We start from the raw sequence: 22,641 nt of genomic DNA, 5'->3' as shown, positions 1-22,641 counted from the left end.
CGGTTTTTACCAATGCCCTGTGTTTTGCATGCTCGCCCACGGCTCTGCGGACGGCAGGCTTTCGCCTGCCTGCAATAGCTCGATCGAGATGTTATCGGGTGACCGGACAAAGGCCATATGGCCATCGCGCGGCGGGCGGTTGATTGTCACGCCATTGTCCATCAGCAGCTGGCACGTGTCGTAAATATTGTCGACCGCATAAGCGAGGTGGCCAAAGTGGCGGCCATCAGACGGTAAGCCATCGTCGCCATCCCAATTATAGGTCAATTCGACGGGGCATTCTTCTTGGCCTTCAGCGGCCATGAAGATCAAAGAGAATCGCCCATCCTCGTTGTCGATCCGCCGGGTTTCTTTCAGACCAAGCAGCGCAAAAAACGCCATGGATTTTTCCAAATCTTTGACGCGCACCATTGTGTGTAGATATCGCAAAGCCATCGCAAGGGTTCCTTTGTATTTTGGATTAAGGGAAACCTAGTGCGTCAGACGACAGAGGGAAATGCCCAAAGACCATTTTGTGATCTTATCGCATTGAAAAGTCAGTCATCCGGGAAATCACACCAATGGCAGTCCCTAGGGGAGTTGAACCCCTCTTTTCAGGTTGAAAACCTGACGTCCTAACCGATAGACGAAGGGACCGCACTTGGTGTGGGGTGCTTTTAGAAAAACCTACGGGGGGGCGCAAGGGGGTTTTTCAAACTTTTTTGTTTTTGCGCAGATTTTTTTTCAGCTGGCGGGTGCCGCGTCGTCCAGACGCAGTTGGACGGACTGCCGACCTTGCCATGTGTTGATCTCGAGCCGACCTGCCAGATGAAACCGTGCGCCGTTGTGTGCCATCAGCAGCGGCCCCAACGGCCCATCCATCCCACCAAAGCAAATGGCGTCAATCCGCGCACCCAGGCCATCGCCGAACGTGACTTTCAGGTGGTTGGCGCCAACCTGCTTGGCGAACAGAATCTGGCAGTCCGGAAATGCAAAACGTGGGGCAGGGGCGCCCGCGCCAAACGGTCCGGCTTGCTCGATCTGTGTGATCAGCGCGACCGTGGCCGCCCCCGGCATCAAAATCCCGTCAAGCTGGAGATCCGCAGGCCCCAGATCCCCCGCACCTTGTTTCGCCAGCAATTCACCCAGCCGCGCCATTGCGGGTTCAAGCTGGTCGCGCGCGACGGTCAGGCCAGCGGCCATTTTGTGACCGCCACCCTTGATCAGCAGCCCGTCCGTGGCCAAACGTTGTATCGCGGCGCCCAGATCAACACCGGACACCGACCGCCCGGATCCCTTGCCAGTATCGCCATAAAGGCCGATCACGACAGCAGGTCGATTGGTGGCTTCTTTCAGACGTGACGCAACAATGCCGACCACACCAGGATGCCAGCCTTCGCCTGCGGCCCAGACCAGCGGGCCGTCCAGGCCGCGTTCGATGGCTTGGTCCATGGCCAGATCGCGCACCCGCGCCTCAATTTCGCGGCGCTCGGTGTTAAGCTGGTCCAGCTTCGCGGCCATTGCTGCAGCTTCGTGCCGGTCAGTGGTTGCCAACAGGCGCGCGCCCAGATCGGCCTGCCCGATGCGCCCGCCCGCATTGACGCGCGGACCCAGCAAAAACCCAAGATGATAGCTGCTGGGCGCCTGATCCAGCCCCGCCACATCGGCAAGCGCAGTCAGACCGATACGTTCCCGGCGCGCCATGACGGTAAGACCTTGGCGCACAAACGCCCGGTTCACCCCCGTCAAGGGCGCAACATCCGCGATGGTGGCCAGCGCCACCAAATCAAGCATCGTCATCATATCAGGGCCTTTGGTGCCCCCCGCGCGCAACTGGCGGTTCGCCTCGACCAACATCAAAAACACGACGCCCGCGGCGCACAGATGCGCCAGATCTCCGCTTTCGTCTTGGCGGTTGGGGTTCACCACGGCCACAGCGTCAGGCAGGGTTTCGCCGCCAAGGTGGTGATCCAGCACCACGACATCTGCCCCCTGTGCGGCAGCTATCGGGCCATGCGACAGTGTTCCGCAGTCGACGCAGACAATCAGGTCGTGATTGGCGGCCAGCATCGCCATCGCCTCGTCATTGGGGCCGTAGCCCTCGTCGATGCGGTCGGGAATGTACAGCGTTGCCTCGTGGCCAATTTGGCGCAGCCAGTCGATCAGCAGCGCAGCAGACGTGCCGCCATCGACATCGTAATCTGCAAAAATTGCGATCCGTTCGCGGCGCCGTGTGGCGTCCAGAAACCGGGTCGCGGCTTTTTCCATGTCACGCAGGCTGCGCGGATCGGGCAGCAGATCGCGCAGGGTCGGGGATAAAAAGGCGGCCGCGTCTGTTGGCGCCACGCCGCGGCGCGCCAGAATGCGGCATATCGGGAGGGGCAGGCCGCTCACTTGGGCCAGCGCCTCGGACAGGCGGTCGTCTTCGGCGGACGGTCCGATCCAGCGGCGACCATTGGCAGAGGCGATGACATTCAAAAATGCTTTGGGATGTGTCTGGGTCATAGGCCTAGACATAAAGAAAGGGCGCAGCCGGTGCTACGCCCTATCCTCGCTTTGGTCAAAATACTCCCGCCGGAGGCGCGTCACGCGGTGGGGTTGCGGTAAATCATCCGACGGACAGACCCCGTTTTTGACCGCATCAGAATCGTCTCGGCGGTGACATAGCCCACTTCTCGTTTGATGCCGCTGACCAGCGATCCGTCTGTCACGCCAGTTGCCGCAAAAATCACATCGGCTGTCACCATGTCGTCGCGGTTATAAATGCGGTCAAAATCCGTGATGCCAGCTTTGGTTGCGCGGCCACGTTCATCATCGTTGCGAAACACCAGACGGCCCATGATCTGACCCCCCATACATTTAAGCGCGGCTGCCGCCAAAACACCTTCGGGTGCGCCGCCCGATCCCATGTACATATCAATCCCCGTCAGGCCCGGTTCGGCGCAGTGCATGACGCCCGCAACGTCGCCGTCCGTGATTAGTCGGATGGCCGCACCGGTGCTGCGTAATTCGGCAATCATGTCTTCGTGGCGGGGGCGTTCAAGCACGCACAGGGTGATGTCGCGCGCAGTGCATCCTTTAGCTTTGGCCAGCGCGGCAACCCGTTCTGCCGGTGACATATCCAGCGTCACAACACCGGGTGCATAGCCCGGACCGATGGCCAGTTTGTCCATATAGACGTCGGGTGCATGCAGCATTGATCCGCGCGGTCCCATGGCAATCACTGCCAATGCGTTGGGCATGTCTTTCGCTGTCAGTGTCGTGCCTTCAAGCGGATCAAGCGCAATATCAACCCCGGGGCCATTGCCGGTGCCCACCTCTTCGCCGATGAACAACATCGGCGCTTCGTCGCGTTCACCTTCGCCAATCACCACCACCCCCGCGATGTCGAGTTTGTTCAGCTGGGTACGCATGGCGTCGACGGCGGCCTGATCGGCGGCTTTTTCATCACCCCGCCCGATGAGCGGCGTGCAGGCGATGGCGGCAGCTTCGGAAACACGGGCTAGGCCCAGTGACAGCGCACGGTCGTTAAAGTCGAGTGGTTTGGGCATCAGGTCGTCCTTTGATCTGTTAACAGCGGTAAATCCTGTCGGCCAAGCCGTCGCAACCCTGTTTGCGCTAAAGGGCGCGCAGAAACTGGTGGAAAAACCATAAGATAGGCGGAATGACGCACGAATTGACTTGATGTTGTTAGGCTCATCCACCAGTTGAAATGTATTAACAAAATATTAAGGTTTTTTGACATGTCATTTTACAAAACATGCGCCGCGGGGCTCGCGGTGCTTTTATCGTTGACGTTTTCGGCGCCCGCCTTGGCCCACGGTGGTGGGCTCAATAGCGAAGGCTGCCACAATCAACGCAGTAACGGCAGTTACCACTGCCACCGCGCCACATCCTCGCGTGCGGCAACCGCGCAAGCAGCGGGATTTTCGTTTCGCAATTGCACTACCGCCCGCAATGCAGGGTATCGCAATATCACACGCGGCAGCTATGGCTATGGCGCGCATCTAGATCGGGATAACGACGGCATTGCCTGCGAAAGCTGATCAGACGGCTTCGATCCGGATTGCGACAGGTTCGCCCGCCACGACACCGGTTTTTTGAAAGTCGGCCATTGCGTCGTCAAGCGCGGTGCGCGTGGTTTTGTGGGTCACGATCAGAACGGGTGCTGTGGTGTTGTCGTGGTCGTATTGACGCATCCGGTCGATCGAAATCCCTGCTTCGCCCAAGGCATGTGCGACTTTGGCCAATGCGCCGGGTTTGTCGATCAGTTGCAGGCGCAAATAGAACGGTGCGGAAACGGCGGCCTTGGCGGCACGGGCTTTGCGCAGTGTTTTTGCGGGCTGTCCAAAGGTCGAAATCCGTAGGCCGCGCGCGATGTCCATCACATCTGCCATCACCGCGCTTGCGGTGGGCCCTTCGCCCGCGCCGGCGCCGCGCAGCACGATTTGGCCCACAGAATCGCCTTCAAGTACGACCATATTGGTGCCGCCTTGCAACTGCCCCAGCGGTGAACGATCCGGCACCAGACAAGGCGACATCCGCTGTTCCAGCCCACGCCCGGTCAATTGCGCCACGCCCAGCAGTTTGATTTTATAACCCATATCGGCGGCCTGACGGATATCGTCGATCGTCACAGCGCCGATCCCTTCAAGGTCGACGGCGTCAAAGTCGACTTGGGTGCCAAACGCGATTGCAGCCAGCAGCGCCAGTTTATGCCCCGCATCAATGCCGCCCACGTCCAACTGCGGATCAGCCTCCAGATAGCCAAGCTGGTTGGCCTCGTCAAAAACCGCCTCGTAACTGAGACCGGCATCTTCCATGCGGGTCAGGATGTAATTGCAGCTGCCGTTCATGACCCCCATGACGCGGGTGATTTCGTTGCCCGACAAGCCTTCTGTCAAGGCTTTGACGACGGGAATGCCACCGGCCACGGCGGCCTCAAAGCGGATCACCTGACCGTTGGCTTCGGCAGATTCGGCCAGTGCCTGACCATGGATCGCCAGCAGCGCCTTATTGGCCGTCACCACATCTTTGCCAGCGGCAATCGCGGCTTCGGTCGCGTTTTTGGCGGGGCCTTCATGGCCGCCCATCACCTCGATGAAGACATCGACGTCGCTGCGCCCGGCGAGAACGACAGGGTCGTCTTCCCAGTCATAGGACGACAGATCAACATCGCGGTTTTTCGTCTTGGATCGGGCCGAAACCGCGCTGATCACGATGGGCCGGCCGGCGCGCGCCTCTAGAACGGCGGCATGTTTTTGCACAATTTTCACAATGCCCACGCCGACGGTGCCCAGACCCGCAATTCCAAGGCGTAAAGGTGTCGTCATTCTGGGGTCCATCCGTGCTGTGAGTCTTATCAGCGTACTAGCGAATTGACGGGTCTACTGCAACGCGGCGATGTCGATCTGACGAAGCGCCGTTGCACGGGCCTGCAACGCGGCGATCCGCCGGGCCATCGCATCGTTGGCGATGGGGGTGACGGGGGGCAATTGGGGAATTGGCGTCAAAATAGGGTAGGGCGCGTTACGTGCTGCATCCGAAATGGTGCCGTCAAGCGCCGGAATATCGGCGCAGGCCGCAAGAACGAAAAGGATAATCGGGGTCAATCGCATGATGGACAGCTTATGCACCGCTTCGCACAAAGAGCAAGACAGCTGGCTATGCAAACTGTGACGTCTGCGATAGGTCAGAAGCAGCGAACCAAAGGGGCGGATATGTTTCAACCAGATGAAGACGGCGTTTATGCCACAGTTCAGGCATCGTCGGTGCGCCGGATCTTTGCTTTTGGGGTCATTGGCGGATTGGGCGCGCTGGTGATTTATACCGCGCTCGTGCGTCCACCTGCGGTACTTTGGTTGATTGTGATGCTGGTGTTCGGGTGCGCAATGCTGGTGCTGGCCGAGGCGATGCGCCGCGCCACGGTGCGGGTTCTGGAATTAACCGCGACTGAATTGCGTGATGATACAGGCGCCGTTCTTGCACTGCTGTCTGATGTTGCGCAGGTGGAACGCGGTGCGTTTGCGTTCAAACCATCCAACGGATTTACCTTGGTGTTAAAAACCAAACAGCCCCGTGCTTGGGCACCGGGGCTGTGGTGGCGCTTGGGTCGCCGGGTTGGTGTCGGTGGCGTGACCTCTGCTGGTCAGGCCAAATTCATGGCAGAGCAAATTGCGCTGCGGATTGTTTATTGAGGCTTAGTCGCAGACTTCGCTTCCGTTATCTTCCTCAAAGCAAATTCGCTGGCTGAAGCGTGGTCTAATAAACGTAAAGGTATCAAAATCGACGTCCTCAAAGTTTGTTTGCACGAATGGTCCAATGCCAATGGAAAAAGGCGCGCTGTACGCTGTTTTGGTCTCGACGAGAAATGTGCGATCCCTGTCAGCGAGAATGGGCAAGCGGTCTGAAACCAGATCAAGTGTTGCATTTGTATGGGCAGGAAAGGCGGTCCCACGTGTTTTTGACCATACAACGTAGTATTTTTTGTCGTCGTCATCATAGCGATAATAAGTGACGCGCAAATCGGGGGTTCCATCTGGCAGCGCAAGCACCGATAGCAGGCTTTGCGCACCGTTAATAAAACTGTTGTCGATACGCTGTTCGCGGCTGAACATATCAGCGATGGTTAGTCCCGCACGCACGCTCATCGATTTAGCTTTGAAAAGGTCAAAGTAGACGACCGTGGACAACAATGCCCAAACGAGAATTGGGACCACAAGCACCAATTCGACCGCTGCTGTGCCATCCTCTGCGTCACGAAAGCGTCTGAAGTAGTTATTCTTCATCGGTTGGTTCCACAACATAAGCCGAGGACGCAACGAGAGCATAAGAGCCGCCAGACACTGCGTTTCCGTTATCGACGATCGCTTTTCCGATGCCCGTTGTTGGCAGCATCGGATTAATACGGACGCAAGCGCGAATGTAAACCAGTCGATTGCTCCCGCCCGTGACGAACTTGACTACTGGTCTTTCGGTCACGCTGCGGTCAATACAATTCACTTGCGATGGGATCGCTACCCAATTGCGGGGGTCGCGCACGTCCATTTCGATCTGCATCTGATTTTCGCAGTCAGGAATGATGCCAGCAACTTCGCAAATACGCTGTCGTAAAAGTTCGCCCGTCGGGTTTTCCATTGTTCCGATGCGCACATCGCGTACCGCGACATCAACGCCCCGTTCCAGCATGACATTTCGTACTGCAATCACGCCATGTTCGTATGTCATCAGAAAGAAGAAAAAAAACACTGGGAAAATGATGACGAACTGGACTGTGACGACACCGCTTTCGTCCGAACGAAAGCGGTGTAGTGCAGATTTAAGTGTCTGTTTCATAGGTTCAACCGTAGATCAGTGATCTGTTTGGCGATGTCTTCAAAGATTTCGTTCAGTGCGGCACCTTGGGTTGCATAGTAATCGCCCTGCGTCGCACATTTATCCATTGCCGTATTCCCGCGTGTTGTCGCACCCATTGCGATCGTGAAAACCCGGATACCTTCGTCTTTGGCGGCTGTGCAGTTTGCATCCAGCCAGATATCAGCCTCGTCATTGGTGTAAGTGACTGGCGCAATATCATCCCATGTGTAGATGCCCGACCTTTCTGTGCTCGTGGCTCTATTGTAGAGCCAGTATAGGTAACTGTAGTTTAAGTAGCCATTCATTTCACTGTAGGTGTCATAGCGATTACGGCGCATACGGGGCTGCGGGACGTTTTCACCATCGGTCATAAGCACGACGTACTTCAACGCTTGGGCTTCGCTTGTGCTGGTTCCTGAGGCGAAATCATATGGACGGACCCCGGCAAAAACCGGATCCACGCTCGATACGCCGGTCCCCAGCAAAGAGCGTGTCGATGGATCAAGAAGTGCGGTTCCCCATTTCATGCCCATGAAGATCGAAGTGTTTGTCAGAGGCTGCAGCGAATTGATCGCTGCTTTCAATTGGTCTGCGTCCTGCGACAGCGCGATGATCCCGTTTTGAGAGGCCGAAGGACATATCTGACGCGCAGAATTTGGATTCGGGGTGTATTGGTCAGTGATAAGATCAACCGTCTCTACCTGCTGATACGACCGCGTCGTGTTGAGCGCGGTTGTATTATATTCAGTTGTAATAAAGTCGATACAGCGTGACGGATTTCTGAAAGTACCGCCATAACTAGTCGCGGTATCGACATTCACGCGCATGCGGTTGAAAATGTCGTTCCCGACGTTCACGTGTGCAGAATACATCACAAGGTTCACTGAAACCCGATCACGCGTATCTGCTGTCAAAACTTCATCAATAAAGTTTGATGCCGCGGTTTTAAGCAGTGAAATACGTGTTTTCTGCTGGCCATTAACCCAAACGTTTTCCCTCATTGATCCCGAGACATCAAGCACGAGCGAGATTTCAATTTCACCCACGCCTTCGATCGCACCCGCAGCAGCGGGCGCCGTCAGCTGGTCGATATTGATCAATTTGAGGAAGAATGTGTTCATGTCTACGCGCGAGTTGACGCGCACCGACCGCGACGAAATGGAGCTGTTCACCACGGGTGCGCCGACAATCGCACCGCCGTATCCCGCTTTTTCAAAGTAGTCGATGACCACATCGGCAGGGTCGATTTCTTGACCAAGCTCAGCTGCCGCAAGCACCGCACGATCGGACACGCTTTGCAGTTCTGCGCGCTCTGCTTCGAAGTGCATGAAATCAACCGCCATGCCGCCGATAATCAGCATGGACACCAGCAGCAGCAACGACATGATGATGATGCTGCCATCCTCGTCTTTTGCAAACCGCTTTATGAACGCAGCGCGCGATCTTGTGGCGCTTTGAAAACGTGTCTTGGGTGTGTGTGTCAGTTGCATGATAATCCTCGGGGCAGTGTCATCGAGTTTTGTACCGTAGAATGATGGCTTCACATAACGATTAATAATTGTCTTCTTTTTGCGTGGCCAAATTTAGGCATCAATGCGCGTGATGCGCGACGAGCGCCTGAATCATTGATACAATACGCATATTTTTAATTTATTGTTTCAATATTGGGTATTGTGCCGTGCCGAAAGTGGGCGAAATTTCGCCGCAACGAGCGTTTGTAAACCATGAAAATCGTGAAAAATTTCTTACAAACATGGCGTTCCGATTCGTTTTGACCACAGGTGCGTCGGACATTGCAGTGTAAAATCGCGGATGCTGTTTGCATAATCAGCATTGGCCTTTGCGCGTCGCTGGGTGATAAAAGGCGTCATGAGCTTACCCCCCGGATTCCTTGACGAACTGCGCACGCGCCTGTCCTTGGGGCAGGTGGTCGGCCGTAAGGTAATGTGGGACAGCCGGAAATCGAATCCCGGTAAGGGCGATCTTTGGGCGCCCTGTCCGTTTCACCAAGAAAAGTCCGCGAGCTTCCATGTCGATGACCGCAAAGGGTTTTATTACTGCTTTGGGTGTCACGCCAAAGGAGACGCCATATCGTTCGTGCGCGAAACCGAGAATGTGGATTTTATGGAGGCGGTGCGTATTCTTGCGGGCGAAGCCGGAATGCCAATGCCGGAACGCGACCCCGAAGCGCAGCAAAAGGCGGATGTGCGCACGCAGCTTATCGACGTGATGGAGCAGGCGGTGCAGTACCATCGTTTACAGTTGCAGACCGGCGCTGCAGCTGCAGCGCGAGAGTATCTGATGCGGCGTGGCTTGTCCGCCGAGGCGCAGGCGCGCTGGGATATCGGGTTTGCCCCAGATCATGGTGGGGTTTTTGCGCACCTGACCGGCAAAGGGATTGCGGCCGATCTGGTGATCGAAGCCGGACTTGCCGCGAAAAGCGACCGAGGCGGATCCCCCTATGATCGTTTCCGCGGTCGCATCATGTTTCCGATCCGCGATGCGCGCGGGCGCGCTATCGGCTTTGGTGGCCGCGCAATGGACCCGAACCACCCCGCAAAATACTATAATTCGCCCGAAACGCCCCTGTTTGATAAGGGGCGTAGTCTGTTCAACCACGGACCCGCCCGCGAGGCTGCGGGAAAGGGCAATGCGCTGATCGTGGCCGAAGGGTATATGGATGTGATCGCCCTATCCGAGGCCGGTTTCGCCGCCACTGTCGCGCCATTGGGCACGGCGATTACAGAAAATCAGTTGCAAATGTTGTGGCGCATTGCGCCTGAACCCATCATCGCGCTGGATGGCGATACGGCGGGCCTGCGCGCCGCGATGCGCGTGATAGATATTGCCCTGCCATTGCTGGCCGCTGGACAGTCTTTGCGGTTCGCCTTGATGCCCGACGGCATGGACCCCGACGATCTGATCAAATCGCAAGGCGCCGGCGCGATGCAAAAGCTGATCGATCAAGCTGTCCCGATGGTGCAACTGCTGTGGCGTCGTGAAACCGAAGGCAAGGTTTTCGACAGTCCCGAACGCCGGGCCGGGTTGGATAAGGTACTGCGCGAAAAAATAAAATCTATCGCCGACCCCTCGGTGCGCGCGCACTATGGCGACGCGATCAAGGAATTGCGCTGGGGCTTGTTCAACACGCGCAGCCGTCCTGCGGGGAAAGGGGCCGCGCGGAAATGGTCGCCGGGAAATCAGGCTGCTTGGAAGCGTGACATAAGCCCCGTTGCAACCAGCAAAGCGTCCGCATTGGGCGCCGGTGTCGCGCACGAAGACCACCTGCGCGAGGCCGTGATTCTGGCGACTTTGGTGACCGCGCCGGCGATTGCCGCTGAATTCGAAGGACCGTTGTCGCAGATGGACTGTCGCGACCCGGCGCACCGGGATCTGCAAGCGTGCATCCTGCGCCACATCGGGACCGACAATTTAGGCGCTGTCATTGATCACGAATTTGGACCCTATGCCCTTGAAACATTGATGAACCAGAACCATGTGGCAATCAGCCCCGCCATTCGTCGGCGTGGCGATGCAGAGCTGGCGCGCCTGTGTCTGGCAGAGGAGTTTGCGAAATTGGCGGCGCGTCGCGGTCATGCCCGCGAAATTCAGGATGCCGTCGAAGACCTAAGCGGCATTGCCGACGAAGGTTTGACATGGCGTTTGGCGCAGTCAACCGCCGCACTGGACCGTGCAGGGCGCGGCGACAACGAAGATAAAGCGGAATACGCCGTTGCCAAAAACGGCGCACGGATGAAAAAAGACGAGCAAAACGCGCTGGACCACCTGTTAGATCAGATAATCTTTGCCAAACCTGGGGGGAAACCTAAATCATGAATGGCAACACAGTGCGAAAACACGGCATGACCTGCTTGCGAATCACGGCGATGCAGGGTTGATTCGACGCTAACCGAATCGGCCGAATCACTTCGGCACTGAAACGATGACTTTGAAAGGGCCCTTTGATGGCTGCGAAAGACAACGACGATCAGAAGAATAGCGACCAAGACGGCGATATCAGCCTTGATATGAGCCAAGCGGCGGTCAAACGCATGATCGCCGACGCGCGCGAGCGGGGCTATATCACCTACGACCAGCTAAACGCTGTCCTGCCGCCTGAACAAGTGTCGTCTGACCAAATCGAAGACGTGATGTCGATGCTGTCCGAAATGGGTATTCAGGTCACCGAAGAAGAAGAGTCAGAAGAAACTGACGACAATCAGGGCGGCACAGATGTCGCGACAATTTCCGGGTCACGCGATGTGATTCTGGGCGGTGCCGAAGCTGAAAAGCTGGACCGCACCGATGACCCTGTGCGGATGTACCTGCGCGAGATGGGCAGCGTTGAACTGCTGTCGCGTGAAGGTGAAATCGCGATCGCGAAACGCATCGAGGCGGGTCGCAACACGATGATCCTCGGGCTTTGCGAAAGCCCGCTGACCTTTCAGGCGATCACCATCTGGCGCGACGAATTGCTGTCCGAAGACATTTTGCTGCGCGATGTGATCGATCTGGAAACCACGTTCGGCAATCAGTTGGACGGCGATGAAGAGGCGGTTGTTACCTCTGTGACGCCGACCGGCGAAAAGTCTGAAAGTGCGCAAGAGCTGGATGCCGACGGCAACCCGATTTCCAAAGACGACGATGACGATGACGAAGATCATGCCAACATGTCGCTGGCTGCGATGGAAGCCGCGCTAAAGCCGCGGGTTCTGGAAACGCTGGAAGTCATCGCACGCGATTTCTCGAAATTGTCGGACATGCAAGACGCGCGGATGTCGGCCACGCTGAACGAGGATTCTTCGTTCTCGGACAAAGACGAAAAGAAATACCAAAAGCTGCGGTCGGAAATTGTGGAACTGGTGAATTCGCTTCACCTGCACACCAACCGGATCGACGCGCTGATTGACCAATTGTACGGCATCAACCGCCGGATCATGTCGATTGACAGTGCGATGGTGAAGCTGGCTGACCAAGCCCGCATTAACCGCCGTGAATTTGTCGATGCGTACCGTGGCCGTGAATTGGACCCGCATTGGCTGGAAGATATGGCCGAAAAATCGGGCCGTGGCTGGCAGATGCTGGTCGAAAAATCGACCGACAAGATTGAAGAACTGCGCGATGATATGGCCCAGGTCGGCCAGTACGTTGGTGTGGATATTACCGAATTCCGCCGCATAGTGCAGCAGGTGCAAAAGGGTGAAAAAGAAGCCCGCCAAGCCAAAAAAGAAATGGTCGAAGCCAACCTGCGTTTGGTGATCTCGATCGCGAAGAAATACACCAACCGTGGTTTGCAATTCTTGGATTTGATTCAGGAAGGGAACATCGGCCTGATGAAGGCGGTCGATAAATTCGAATACCGCCGCGGTTATAAATTCTCGACCTATGCCACATGGTGGATCCGTCAGGCGATCACCCGGTCCATCGCGGATCAGGCGCGCACGATCCGTATTCCGGTGCATATGATCGAAACGATCAACAAATTGGTCCGCACTGGCCGCCAGATGCTGCACGAAATTGGCCGCGAACCCACACCAGAGGAATTGGCAGAGAAGCTGCAAATGCCTTTGGAAAAAGTTCGCAAGGTCATGAAAATCGCCAAAGAGCCGATTTCCTTGGAAACGCCAATCGGCGACGAGGAAGATTCGCAGCTTGGCGATTTCATCGAAGACAAGAACGCGATCCTGCCGCTGGATTCCGCCATTCAGGAGAACCTGAAGGAAACCACGACACGGGTGCTGGCGTCACTCACCCCGCGTGAGGAACGCGTGCTGCGTATGCGTTTCGGGATCGGCATGAACACCGACCACACGCTCGAAGAAGTCGGCCAACAGTTCAGCGTTACACGCGAACGTATCCGTCAGATCGAAGCAAAAGCGCTGCGGAAGCTGAAGCACCCAAGTCGGAGCAGAAAGCTGCGGAGTTTCTTGGATCAGTAAGTATGAATTATAGTAACGATTAACATTTTCAGGGGGGAGTTCATTGAATAAGTTAAGTTCATGGCTCTCTCCAGGGCTAGTTGCGCTATTACTTTCTCCTTTTGCGGCGATAGGTTTCTTACTAAAATTATTTGCCGATGCTTTTGAGTATGAAAACGGCTTAATAGAGGCAGATTTTTATCTGCACCTGATTGCAGTAGTTGTATATTTTACTTTGGCGTTAGTAAGTTTTGGAGGGGCAATTCATGCAGTGAACCAACTAACCCGTCAGGAATGGCAGACGAAATGCTGCATAAGTTGGCTTAGTGAACTTGTGTTTGTTGTCATGGCGGTCGCAATGGGGGTTTTTCTAGTGTCAAAAGGTGTAGAAGTGGCAGGCAGTAGTGCATCGTTGATACGCCCACTGTTAGACGCTGCCAGTCAAGATCATCCATAATTGTTCATGCAGGTCAGCCAATTAACTGTACTACGTTGACCAAAAGCTTTCGAGCGTGACGACCTTAATATTCATATATATATTTGAATTTTCGAGCCTCAATAAAATTTAGCAATTTTATCCAACGCCTTTTTGTATTTCGCCACCTTTGGCACTGTTGCCGAATCTGCAGCATGTCCAACGGTCAGTATCATCACAGGTTTCTCGGATTCCGGTCGATCCAATGCCGCGTTCAGGAATTTCATCGGGTTTGGTGTATGCGTCAGGCACGACAGTCCCGCGGTATGCAGCGCGGTGATCAGGAAACCTGTCGCGATGCCGACGCTTTCAGGGACGTAGTAGTTTTTGTAGCGTGTGCCATCGTCAAATTCCCCCCATCGCTGGGCAAATATCACGATGTGCCACGGCGCGGTGGTCAGGTGTGGTTTGTCGGCGTTCGTGCCGATTGGCTCTAACGCCTTGATCCATTCGTCGCTGCCGCCACCGTCATAGAATTTACGTTCTTCTTCCTCTGCCTCGGCCCTGATGCGCGCCTTGAGCGCGGGGTCAGATACGGCCGCAAAGAACCATGGTTGGTGGTTGGCCCCCGACGGGGCGCTGCCTGCGGTCAGGATGCAGTTTTCGATGATGTCGCGCGGCACGGGCCGGTCTGAAAAGTCGCGGACCGAATGGCGGGTGGCCATGAAGGCCCGGAAATCAGCCGCGGCTTTTTGCGCGTCACCGTCGGCCATGTCGCGGCGGTCGGGCAGGGGCAGGGCGGCGTAGGTCATTTTGTCTTTGGCGAACATCGGAGGCTCCTTGGGGTGCGCGCAAGCTAAACAGCAATCTCGCGCATCGCCAAGCGGAAAGGGCGGACCGTGCCGGCCCGCCCCCCTGCGTGTTACGCAAGCGCGGCTGCGATCGTGTCTTTGATACCTTCGGTTGGACGCCCGATCAGACCAGAAAGGGTTTTGCTGTCGTTGAACAGCGCCCCTTTGGCGGCCTGTGCATCGCTGTCGGCAAGGATGCCTGCAAAGCCCGCAGGGATACCTGCGCTGGTCAGCGCGGCGGCAAAGGCGTCTTCGGGCATGTCGGTGTAGGTCACAGGTTTGCCTGCGACCTCAGACACGGTCGCGGCGAATTCGGCCAGCGTGAACGCGGTATCCCCGGCCAGTTCCAACACCTGTCCATCGTGGCCACCGGCCAGAACGACAGCGGCGGCTTCGGCATAGTCATTGCGGGTCGCGGTCGCGAATTTGCCATCACCCGCCGCGCCAAAATGTTGCCCAAGTTGCAGATCTTGCGGCAGGGTCATCGTGATGTTTTCCGAATACCACCCGTTCCGCAGGAAACTGTAGGGAATGCCGGCTGCCTTGATCGCGTCTTCGGTTTGTTTGTGTTCAGCGGCGAGCGCCATTTCAGATGCCTGTGCGTTCAGGATTGACGTATAGGCGATAAAACCGACGCCTGCGTCTTTGGCCGCGGTGATGACATTGCCATGCTGCCGCACGCGTTCACCAACGGCCGAGGACGAAATCAGCAAAAGGCGGTCCACACCCGCGAACGCGGTGTGCAGGCTGTCGCGATCGTCGTAGTCGCCAATGCGGGTTGCAATCCCTTTGGCGGCAAAGCCTGCGGCGGCCGCATCTGTGCGCACCAACGCAATGATGTCGGATGAGGGGACGCGTTTGGCAAGATGGTCGACCACGAATTGGCCAAGCTGTCCAGACGCGCCGGTAATCATGTAGGTTGTCATTGTCTTTTCCTTTAGGTTTCGAATCGGGTATAGGTTTCAAATAGAGACCAATATCGCCTTCGGTAAGGAGGCAGGTTTTTGTAGCAAGGTAACACAAAGGGAACCGTGATGCGGGATTTACCAGCGGACCGGCTGGAACAATGGAAAGCGCAGGGGTTTGATCCGCGCAATTGTCCTGTGCGCATGGTTCTGGATCACGTCGCCGCGAAATGGACATCGCTGATTGTGTTGGAACTGGCGCAAGGGCCGCAGCGATTCAACGCGCTAGGACGCACGCTGCCCGATATTTCCAAGCGGATGCTGACCCAATCGCTGCGCGATCTGGAACGTGACGGGCTGGTCACGCGCAAGGTTTTCGACACCAAGCCACCCAGCGTACAGTATGCGCTGACCGACCTTGGGCAATCTTTTTTGGCCCCGTTTGCGCATTTGGTCGACTGGGCGGATGATAGTCACGGCCGCATTCTGGAGGCCCGCGCAGCCTTTGATAAAAAGTGATGTGCGCTGGCGCGCAAAGCTATGGCGCGTTCTGGTAGATTGCAGACCGGGAGGCGCGGCTTAAATAACCCTTAACAAAAAGGGTAACCCGATGAGACGCAACCAAACCTCTGTTATTGCAGTAATTTTTACACTTGGGCTCAGCTCTGCTTTGCATGGGTACGCTGTAGAGCCTGCGCCTGACATGTTGTCGGAACTGACAGATCAGGTCTCTGGTGAGGTCACAGATGACAGCTACGCTGATGTCTGTGTCTTTCAATTGGATATTCCGACCGGCCCTTCGGCAGAGCCGACACCATACCGCAGCTGCGACGCCCAGTCAGCAAAGGTAGGCTTTTAACAGCCGTCAGGATAAAATGGCGCCAGTCCGGCCTATAGCGCATCACGAAACATATCATAGCGTTTCCAGTGTTGGACCGAGGCTTTACACAATTGTTGCCGTACCTGACACGTTGATCGCGTTGAAGGCATTTTGCGAAGATGCGCTTCGCTTGCAAAACGTGACCGAATGCATAGGTGGCTTGTTCGCGCTGCATTGCAGTTCCGGCTTTATCCGCGCAGATTGTGCAGATGCAAACGATATTCCAAATACAAACCAATGGTCCCGGACTTTATGAATTTACCCACGAGGTGGCGGATTTTGTCACAGGGACCGGTTTGCTGACGCTTTTTGTGCAGCATACGTCGGCCAGTCTGTTGATCCAAGAAAACGCGGACCCCGAGGTGCAGGTGGATTTACAGAATTTTTTCGCGCGATTGGTGCCGCGGACCACCGATCCGGCGATGGCCTACCTGACCCATACTTATGAGGGACCGGACGATATGCCAGCCCATATCAAGGCGGCGCTTCTTCCTGTGCAAATCAGTATTCCGGTGATGTCGGGGCAGCTTGCGCTGGGGACGTGGCAGGGGATCTATCTCTTTGAACACCGCGACAGACCACACCTGCGCCGTGTGGTTGCACATTTTGCCTAGCGCCTGAAATTCTTGGCTTAGGGCGCCTTTACGGTGGGATTGGCCGCCACACCTGCCGCGCGGGGCAGGGTGTTTTTTAAACCCGTGATATTGACAGATGTAAATGTCTTGCATGGTGGACGTGGTGGGGTATCTATCCGCCTGTCCCCTGCGAACGGTTGCATACGCGCCCGGTCATCGCAGACATGTTTTTACCTGAAAGGGTCCGCCATGCGTTTTTCCGCCGCTGTTTTTATCTGCTTTTCCGCCACGCCGGTTTGGGCGGACTGCGCTGTCGATCAAACGCTTTTTCTGGGTTGCCACATCGAAGGACGCAACCGCGTGGTTTCTGTCTGCTATGACCAAAGCACCGCCGTCTATACCTATGGTGCGCCGGGTCAAATACCCGAGCTGACCTTGCGCGAAGACATTGCGACGCTGGACTATGCGCCGTGGCCGGGCGTCGGGCGTGCGATTTGGGAAACGGTGACGTTTCACAACGGCGATTACAGTTATAGTGTGACAGGTGGCTTTGATCGTATGCCTTCCGACGACCCTGACGCCGATGTCGAAACGACGTCATTTGGCGGTGTCATGGTATCGCAAGATGGGGCAGTTATTTCGGACCTGACCTGTGCGACAAAAGGGCTTGCGTTTGAATGGGCTGACACATTGTTTGCCGCCAAAACCGCAACCGGCGCAACATACGATCCGGCCACGCAGAGCTGGAGCCAAACAAATAAGTGAGTCTTGGAAGCCACGCTTTTCATGCTCTATTTAGCGCCTGAAAATGCCCACTACCCAAAACCTGTCATGGTTCCTATAGTGCCTGTGGATAAGTGGGGCTTTGGCCCTATCACTAGCTGACAAGGACCGGATATGCGCTGCCCTTTTTGCGGAAATGTCGACACTCAGGTAAAAGATTCACGTCCCGCCGAAGATCATGCGGCGATCCGGCGACGCCGGTTTTGCCCTGCCTGCGGTGGGCGTTTCACCACCTATGAGAGGGTGCAGCTGCGCGATCTGGTTGTCATTAAATCGAACGGACGCCGCGAGGATTTCGACCGCCCCAAGCTGGAAAGGTCAATCCGCATCGCCTTGCAAAAACGCCCGGTAGAACCCGAACGGATGGATCAGATGATCAGCGGGATCGTTCGCCGATTGGAAAGCCTTGGCGATACCGATATCCCGTCGGGCACCATTGGGGAAATCGTGATGGAAAGCCTCGCGCGGATTGATACCGTGGCCTATGTGCGCTTTGCCAGCGTTTACAAGAATTTCCAAGCCGCAGATGATTTTGACAAATTCGTCAGTGAACTGCGTCCAGACGCCCTGCGCGAAGAGTGACGGTTTTACCTGATGCGCGGTTTATGGCGCTGGCCCTGAATTTAGGGCGGCGTGGGATGGGACGTGTCTGGCCCAACCCTGCTGTGGGCTGTGTGCTCGTCAATGACGGCGTGATCGTGGGGCGTGGATGGACCGCTGATGGCGGGCGGCCCCATGCGGAAACGGTGGCGATTGCGCAAGCGGGGAACAGGACGCGCGGTGCTGTTGCATATGTTACGCTGGAACCCTGTTCACATCACGGCAAAACCGCCCCCTGCGCCGAGGCGCTGATTGCTGCGGGCGTGGCGCGGGTGGTTGTGGCCACGGGTGATCCTGATCCGCGTGTTGCGGGGCGTGGCATTGCGATGTTGCGGGCGGCGGGCATCGCAGTTGAAACGGGCGTAATGGCCGCGCAAGCCCAAGCGGACCACGCGGGTTTTTTGTTGCGCGTGACACAGGGCCGCCCGCTTCTGACTTTGAAATTGGCAGGGACGCTGGATGGCCGGATTGCGACCGCGACGGGCGAAAGCCAATGGATCACCGGACCAGAGGCCCGTCGCGCTGTGCATATGATGCGCGCGCGCCATGATGCGGTGATGGTGGGTGCTGGCACGGTGCGTGCGGATGATCCGACGCTGACGGTGCGGGGATTGGGTGTGACACACCAACCTGTGCGGGTTGTGGTGTCGCGCGGCGTCAAGCTGCCCGAGGATAGCCAGTTAGCCCGGTCCGCAAAAGATACCCCCGTATGGCTGTGTCACGGCGAAAATAGCGATGCCAGCATCTGGGTCGATCAGGGCGTCGTCAGTCTGCCCTGTGCAGTCAAGGCGGGACAGGTGGACCCCGATGCCATCCTGCAATCATTGGCCACACGCGGTATCACGCGGGTTTTTTGCGAAGGGGGCGGGATGCTGGCCGCCTCGCTTTTGTCGGCTAATCTGGTGGACCGTTTGGTGGTCATGACCGCTGGCATCGCGATGGGTGCCGAAGGCACGCCGTCGCTTGCGGCCATGGGGATCGAGCGGTTGTCGGATGCGCCGCGTTTCGCACTGTCGTCGGTGCAGGTGGTGGGCCGCGACATTATGCACGTCTGGCAGCGGGCTTAACCGCGCCGCCAAAAATGCGCATAACTTGCAAGTTGCCCTTGGATTTTTGCGAGGCTGCGATTGAATTTACCGGGTGCCGGGATGTCGTTGTTTTCCAGACGGTCGACGATGACTTCGACCGGGCAGGGTAGTCCGGTGATCGGATCGCGGTAGCGCGGATAAGCGATAAGGGCCGCATGGACGAGGGCTGGTAGATCGACACGTGCCGCGCGGCGCGGAATTGGCATGGCGCGATCGTCCGTCAGCCCCCAACCGGCATAAAACGGCATCCCCAGACAGGTTACGTGTTTGCCACGCAACAGGGCCTCGAATCCGATCAGCGACGTGAGGGTCCAAACCTCGTCCACCGCTGCCAGCGCCGCAATCGGATCTGTATCGGTCAAGACCACATCGGCCCATTTGATCGCATCCCCGAGCGCACCGGGGCGCCGCCCTGATTCGACGTCTGGATGCGGCTTGTACGCGATGATGGCTGCCGGGTTGGCGGCGCGCGCAGCTTCCAACAATCCAGCGTTGGTGACGACGTCGGTGCAGCCCAATTTGATCGATGCATCATTCTCGACTTGGCCGGGCACCAAAATACGCCGGCCCTTGGGCAGCGTGACATCGGTTGCGCGGGGCAGATTATATTTTGACAATCCGGCACCGGTGATCCGCGCGATCAATGCCGCCGCGCGGGCGTGATCCGCGTGGGATAGCCGGTCTGAGGTATTGATATACGTCTCAAGCCGACTGGGACGGGTGGCGTCATAATAGATCCCCAGATCATCAAGCACGAGGCTGAGCGGGCCAACCAGATCAGCCCCAAGGCCGCGTGATCGCAAAAACCCATCTTCGACCAATATCGCGTCGTGCGCGTCTGTATTTGCCCAACGCATCAGGCGGCGACCTGTCGCCTTTGCCAGTGCATCAGCCGACGCACCACGCGCAAACCGGACCTTATGGGGTTGTCCGAAAAACTGCTGAAGTGGCTTGCGTTTCCATGGGCGCATATCGCCTGCAACCCAGCCCGCGTGATCTTCGCGCCATACGCGGGTGGCCGCGGCCAGGGTGGTGGCAGCCTCCTCAAAGCTGCACAGCCTGTCATGAAACGGGTCATACCATGTGGGGTAAAGCAGCATCGCACCCGCGAAAAGCTGCGCGCGCGTCAGGCTGCGCTGGCGGCGTTGCAGGGGCGTGCGATCATCGGTCAGGCCCCACCCCATATAAAACGGCTGACCAAAGACAACGGGTTTATGTCCCGCCAAGACCGCCTCGAAGCCGAGCTGCGAACTGACCGTGTAGACCGCAATCGCACCATCAAGCAGCGCCCAAGGCGAAAAGGGCGCGTCACACAGGCTGATCCGGTCGCTCGCGTCTTTTTCACTAAAGTACCCGTTGCGGTGTCCGGCGACCGTTTCGGGGTGTGTTTTAATCAATATCTGCGCGGTGGGGTGTTCGGTTTGGGCATAGAACAGCATTTCACGAAATGTGTTGCTGTCCGCGCCGCTTGCCTGAACAGAGGCGTCCTTGCGGGTTTGGTCGATGACCAACACATACCCCGGATCAGGCAGGGGCAAGTCGGGATCAAACTGGTTATATTTCGACAGATGCTGGGCCTTCAGCATTGCGATGCCATCGCGTGCGCGATTGAGCAGGGCGGTATCGTCAAGCGGATCGTCGGTCAGGATTTTTTCCAAATCCGATGGTGTGGACGGGTCGAAATGCACGCCGCTGGTGTCGATATTTAATCCAATAGGCGCATCGCCATCGCGTCCCAGTCCAACAGAGCGTAAAAATGTGTCCTCGACCCGCACCACGCCCGCGTTTTTTCTGGCCGCGACCGTCGTGCCGCGGGGCGATGTCGGGCTATGCCCCCAGACGCCGACGAGATCAGCGTCGGACGGCACCCCAACGCGAATGTCAAAGCCCGCAAGGCTGACAATCCGCCGCATCCGCCCTTCGGTCAGGAAGCCGCCGTTATAGACAAAAAGGTTTTTACGGGCCGGTTCGTTCATTGGCGGAAGCTACTTGAGGCCACAGGTGTTGGAAAGTCCGTTAATTCACGGACCGGATCACCGGTGGGGTCACATCCGCCTTGGCCTCATATGGCCCGGCTTGCGCCAGCATCCGGTCCGTCAGTTGTCGCATCAGTTGGCGCCGCCCCTTATGCGAATAGAAGCCGCCGGGAATTTGCGAGGTTTGCAGTAAAAATTGGCGGTAATCGCGATAGGCTGCGTGGTCAGGGGCCTGTGGGTTGGCAAAGAATAATCGCAGCGGCTGATGCGAGACTAGCTCCGGCTTATCGTAGACTGCTGTGCCAAAAACCCGCAACGGAATGCCGCGCCAAAGCGCTTGTTGACCAGAGGTAGAGTTGACGGTGACGGCGCTGCGGGCTTCGTCCAATAATTGTGCTAATTTGCCACCGCGCACGTAATGCACGCGCGGCGCTATTGCGTGGCTTTGCGCGATATCGCGGATAAGCTTTTGCAGCGGTGATTGCCCGTTTTCTAACGGATGTGCCTTAAAGACCAAGTGATGGTGTGCGGGCGCACCGGCGGCGAACCCGTCGATCACCACCTGCACAAATTCGCGCATTTCATGAAACGTGGAATGCGCCTGAAAGCTGGCGTCATGTTCCAGCTGTAACAGCGCAATGTGATAGGGATAGCCAGCAGCCTTGATCTTGCGGGTCGCATAGGATCGTTCAGCGGCCAGATAGGGCATCAAGAGCAAGCGCTTTGAATAAAGCCAAGCCTCGGTACGAATGGGCAGTGCGCGGTGTGGCTGAAACGCCGGATATTTTCCGTTTCGAAACAACACAAACCAATGATAAAGCGCCCCGTAAAAGATGTGCTGACGCATATCGCCCCAATGGGTTGGCGGGGTCGGCACATCCACCCCAGAGCATGCGAGGCGTGCGCGCATATCATCAAGCGATAGTTTCATCAGCGGTGAAAACCCGTTACTGCCCCCCCGTTCATAGGTAACCCAGTAGGGGCGCATATATCCTTCTTCAAAGACGTGGATGCGCAGACCGCGGTCTTTGGCTTGGCGGACGGCTTCGGCGTGGATAGGGCGGGTATCGCCGTATAGCACAATGTCGGTGATTTGATGGGTGGCGATAATCTGGCTTAGCGCCGCGGGCCAATCTGCCTGTGACCCTGTGTATGGAATATAGTTGGGGGATTTCCACCAGAACGCCCTGTCACCCGCGTTAAACCCAACACGGTAAACCTGTGCGCCAGCCGTGCGCAGTGACCGACCAAGGCGCCGAAAAAACGGGCCGTGCGGACCCTGCAAAAACAAAAACCGATGTTGCGATTCTTTTAC

General features: G+C 56.9%; 23 protein-coding genes and 1 tRNA gene. 11 read left to right on the top strand and 13 right to left on the bottom strand.

Annotated features, from left to right (window positions below; genetic code table 11):
- Window positions 1-6: 6 nt before the first annotated feature.
- The 4 genes from ACXJGX_RS02665 to glpX all read right to left on the bottom strand — a co-directional run bounded on the left by ACXJGX_RS02665 (window position 7) and on the right by glpX (window position 3,530).
- On the bottom strand, window positions 7-435 hold the full coding sequence (locus ACXJGX_RS02665; protein ID WP_474778586.1) for a VOC family protein: 429 nt from the start codon (window positions 433-435) through the stop codon (window positions 7-9).
- A 126-nt stretch (window positions 436-561) separates the two neighbouring features.
- Window positions 562-636, bottom strand: a tRNA-Glu gene (locus tag ACXJGX_RS02660).
- An 87-nt stretch (window positions 637-723) separates the two neighbouring features.
- Window positions 724-2,484 carry a single-stranded-DNA-specific exonuclease RecJ gene (gene recJ, locus ACXJGX_RS02655; RefSeq protein WP_474778585.1) on the bottom strand — a complete coding sequence of 587 codons (1,761 nt, stop codon included), beginning with the start codon at window positions 2,482-2,484 and terminating at the stop codon, window positions 724-726.
- A gap of 80 nt (window positions 2,485-2,564) precedes the next feature.
- The gene (gene glpX / locus ACXJGX_RS02650) at window positions 2,565-3,530 is read right to left on the bottom strand and encodes a class II fructose-bisphosphatase (RefSeq protein WP_474778584.1); all 966 of its coding nucleotides are present in this window, start codon (window positions 3,528-3,530) and stop codon (window positions 2,565-2,567) included.
- 192 nt (window positions 3,531-3,722) lie between these two features.
- On the opposite strand from glpX, the gene ACXJGX_RS02645 reads away from it, so the two are divergent.
- Complete coding sequence (locus ACXJGX_RS02645) at window positions 3,723-4,025, top strand: excalibur calcium-binding domain-containing protein (protein WP_474778583.1); 303 nt, start codon at window positions 3,723-3,725, stop codon at window positions 4,023-4,025.
- Here the strand turns inward: ACXJGX_RS02645 and ACXJGX_RS02640 are convergent, their stop codons facing one another.
- Together ACXJGX_RS02640 and ACXJGX_RS02635 are read right to left on the bottom strand one after the other, a co-directional pair.
- The gene (locus ACXJGX_RS02640) at window positions 4,026-5,312 is read right to left on the bottom strand and encodes a homoserine dehydrogenase (RefSeq protein ID WP_474778582.1); all 1,287 of its coding nucleotides are present in this window, start codon (window positions 5,310-5,312) and stop codon (window positions 4,026-4,028) included.
- 54 nt (window positions 5,313-5,366) lie between these two features.
- Window positions 5,367-5,597: a hypothetical protein gene (locus tag ACXJGX_RS02635; protein WP_474778581.1), complete on the bottom strand. Its 231-nt coding sequence runs from the start codon at window positions 5,595-5,597 to the stop codon at window positions 5,367-5,369.
- 102 nt (window positions 5,598-5,699) lie between these two features.
- Here ACXJGX_RS02635 and ACXJGX_RS02630 point away from each other — a divergent pair, with 102 nt between their 5' ends.
- Complete coding sequence (locus ACXJGX_RS02630; protein ID WP_474778580.1) at window positions 5,700-6,176, top strand: hypothetical protein; 477 nt, start codon at window positions 5,700-5,702, stop codon at window positions 6,174-6,176.
- 3 nt (window positions 6,177-6,179) lie between these two features.
- Here ACXJGX_RS02630 and ACXJGX_RS02625 read toward each other — a convergent pair whose 3' ends face one another.
- Genes ACXJGX_RS02625 through ACXJGX_RS02615 form a run of 3 tightly spaced genes read right to left on the bottom strand, consistent with a single transcriptional unit; the run spans window position 6,180 to window position 8,825 of the window.
- On the bottom strand, window positions 6,180-6,767 hold the full coding sequence (locus ACXJGX_RS02625) for a TadE/TadG family type IV pilus assembly protein (protein ID WP_474778579.1): 588 nt from the start codon (window positions 6,765-6,767) through the stop codon (window positions 6,180-6,182).
- On the bottom strand, window positions 6,757-7,314 hold the full coding sequence (locus tag ACXJGX_RS02620; RefSeq protein WP_474778578.1) for a TadE/TadG family type IV pilus assembly protein: 558 nt from the start codon (window positions 7,312-7,314) through the stop codon (window positions 6,757-6,759). Before ACXJGX_RS02620 ends, ACXJGX_RS02625 begins: the two co-directional genes overlap by 11 nt.
- Complete coding sequence (locus ACXJGX_RS02615; protein WP_474778577.1) at window positions 7,311-8,825, bottom strand: vWA domain-containing protein; 1,515 nt, start codon at window positions 8,823-8,825, stop codon at window positions 7,311-7,313. The genes ACXJGX_RS02620 and ACXJGX_RS02615 overlap by 4 nt, the downstream gene beginning before the upstream one ends.
- Window positions 8,826-9,204: 379 nt before the next feature.
- Here ACXJGX_RS02615 and dnaG point away from each other — a divergent pair, with 379 nt between their 5' ends.
- The 3 genes from dnaG to ACXJGX_RS02600 all read left to right on the top strand — a co-directional run bounded on the left by dnaG (window position 9,205) and on the right by ACXJGX_RS02600 (window position 13,710).
- Window positions 9,205-11,172: a DNA primase gene (gene dnaG, locus ACXJGX_RS02610; protein WP_474778576.1), complete on the top strand. Its 1,968-nt coding sequence runs from the start codon at window positions 9,205-9,207 to the stop codon at window positions 11,170-11,172.
- 128 nt (window positions 11,173-11,300) lie between these two features.
- Complete coding sequence (rpoD, locus tag ACXJGX_RS02605; RefSeq protein WP_474778575.1) at window positions 11,301-13,274, top strand: RNA polymerase sigma factor RpoD; 1,974 nt, start codon at window positions 11,301-11,303, stop codon at window positions 13,272-13,274.
- A 43-nt stretch (window positions 13,275-13,317) separates the two neighbouring features.
- Window positions 13,318-13,710: a hypothetical protein gene (locus tag ACXJGX_RS02600; RefSeq protein WP_474778574.1), complete on the top strand. Its 393-nt coding sequence runs from the start codon at window positions 13,318-13,320 to the stop codon at window positions 13,708-13,710.
- A 98-nt stretch (window positions 13,711-13,808) separates the two neighbouring features.
- Here the strand turns inward: ACXJGX_RS02600 and ACXJGX_RS02595 are convergent, their stop codons facing one another.
- On the bottom strand, window positions 13,809-14,498 hold the full coding sequence (locus tag ACXJGX_RS02595; protein ID WP_474778573.1) for a nitroreductase family protein: 690 nt from the start codon (window positions 14,496-14,498) through the stop codon (window positions 13,809-13,811).
- A 92-nt stretch (window positions 14,499-14,590) separates the two neighbouring features.
- Window positions 14,591-15,445 (bottom strand): SDR family oxidoreductase, encoded by an 855-nt coding sequence (locus ACXJGX_RS02590; protein ID WP_474778572.1) that lies wholly within the window; start codon window positions 15,443-15,445, stop codon window positions 14,591-14,593.
- Between the two features lie 108 nt (window positions 15,446-15,553).
- Between ACXJGX_RS02590 and ACXJGX_RS02585 the strand changes: the two genes are divergently transcribed.
- The 6 genes from ACXJGX_RS02585 (at window position 15,554) to ribD (ending at window position 19,329) form a co-directional block, all read left to right on the top strand.
- On the top strand, window positions 15,554-15,943 hold the full coding sequence (locus ACXJGX_RS02585; protein WP_474778571.1) for a winged helix-turn-helix transcriptional regulator: 390 nt from the start codon (window positions 15,554-15,556) through the stop codon (window positions 15,941-15,943).
- 91 nt (window positions 15,944-16,034) lie between these two features.
- Entirely contained in the window at window positions 16,035-16,283 is a 249-nt protein-coding gene (locus tag ACXJGX_RS02580) for a hypothetical protein (RefSeq protein WP_474778570.1), read from the top strand.
- Between the two features lie 230 nt (window positions 16,284-16,513).
- A complete protein-coding gene (locus ACXJGX_RS02575; RefSeq protein WP_474778569.1) occupies window positions 16,514-16,918 on the top strand; it encodes a secondary thiamine-phosphate synthase enzyme YjbQ in 405 nt (134 codons plus the stop codon).
- 210 nt (window positions 16,919-17,128) lie between these two features.
- Window positions 17,129-17,644, top strand: coding sequence for a hypothetical protein (locus tag ACXJGX_RS02570; RefSeq protein WP_474778568.1), 516 nt, complete (start codon window positions 17,129-17,131; stop codon window positions 17,642-17,644).
- A gap of 132 nt (window positions 17,645-17,776) precedes the next feature.
- Window positions 17,777-18,244, top strand: coding sequence for a transcriptional regulator NrdR (nrdR, locus tag ACXJGX_RS02565; protein WP_474778567.1), 468 nt, complete (start codon window positions 17,777-17,779; stop codon window positions 18,242-18,244).
- 23 nt (window positions 18,245-18,267) lie between these two features.
- Complete coding sequence (gene ribD / locus ACXJGX_RS02560; RefSeq protein ID WP_474779170.1) at window positions 18,268-19,329, top strand: bifunctional diaminohydroxyphosphoribosylaminopyrimidine deaminase/5-amino-6-(5-phosphoribosylamino)uracil reductase RibD; 1,062 nt, start codon at window positions 18,268-18,270, stop codon at window positions 19,327-19,329.
- Here the strand turns inward: ribD and ACXJGX_RS02555 are convergent.
- Together ACXJGX_RS02555 and ACXJGX_RS02550 are read right to left on the bottom strand one after the other, a co-directional pair.
- Window positions 19,326-21,326, bottom strand: a complete 2,001-nt coding sequence (locus ACXJGX_RS02555) for a capsular polysaccharide biosynthesis protein (protein WP_474778566.1) — start codon at window positions 21,324-21,326, stop codon at window positions 19,326-19,328. The genes ribD and ACXJGX_RS02555 overlap by 4 nt on opposite strands.
- A 40-nt stretch (window positions 21,327-21,366) precedes the next feature.
- A complete protein-coding gene (locus ACXJGX_RS02550; RefSeq protein ID WP_474778565.1) occupies window positions 21,367-22,617 on the bottom strand; it encodes a capsule biosynthesis protein in 1,251 nt (416 codons plus the stop codon).
- Window positions 22,618-22,641: the final 24 nt, after the last annotated feature.

This window comes from Yoonia sp. SWMV100, from assembly GCF_056108365.1.
The sequence above is the reverse complement of the archived record's forward strand: the minus strand, read 5'-3'. Positions and strand labels throughout refer to the sequence as shown.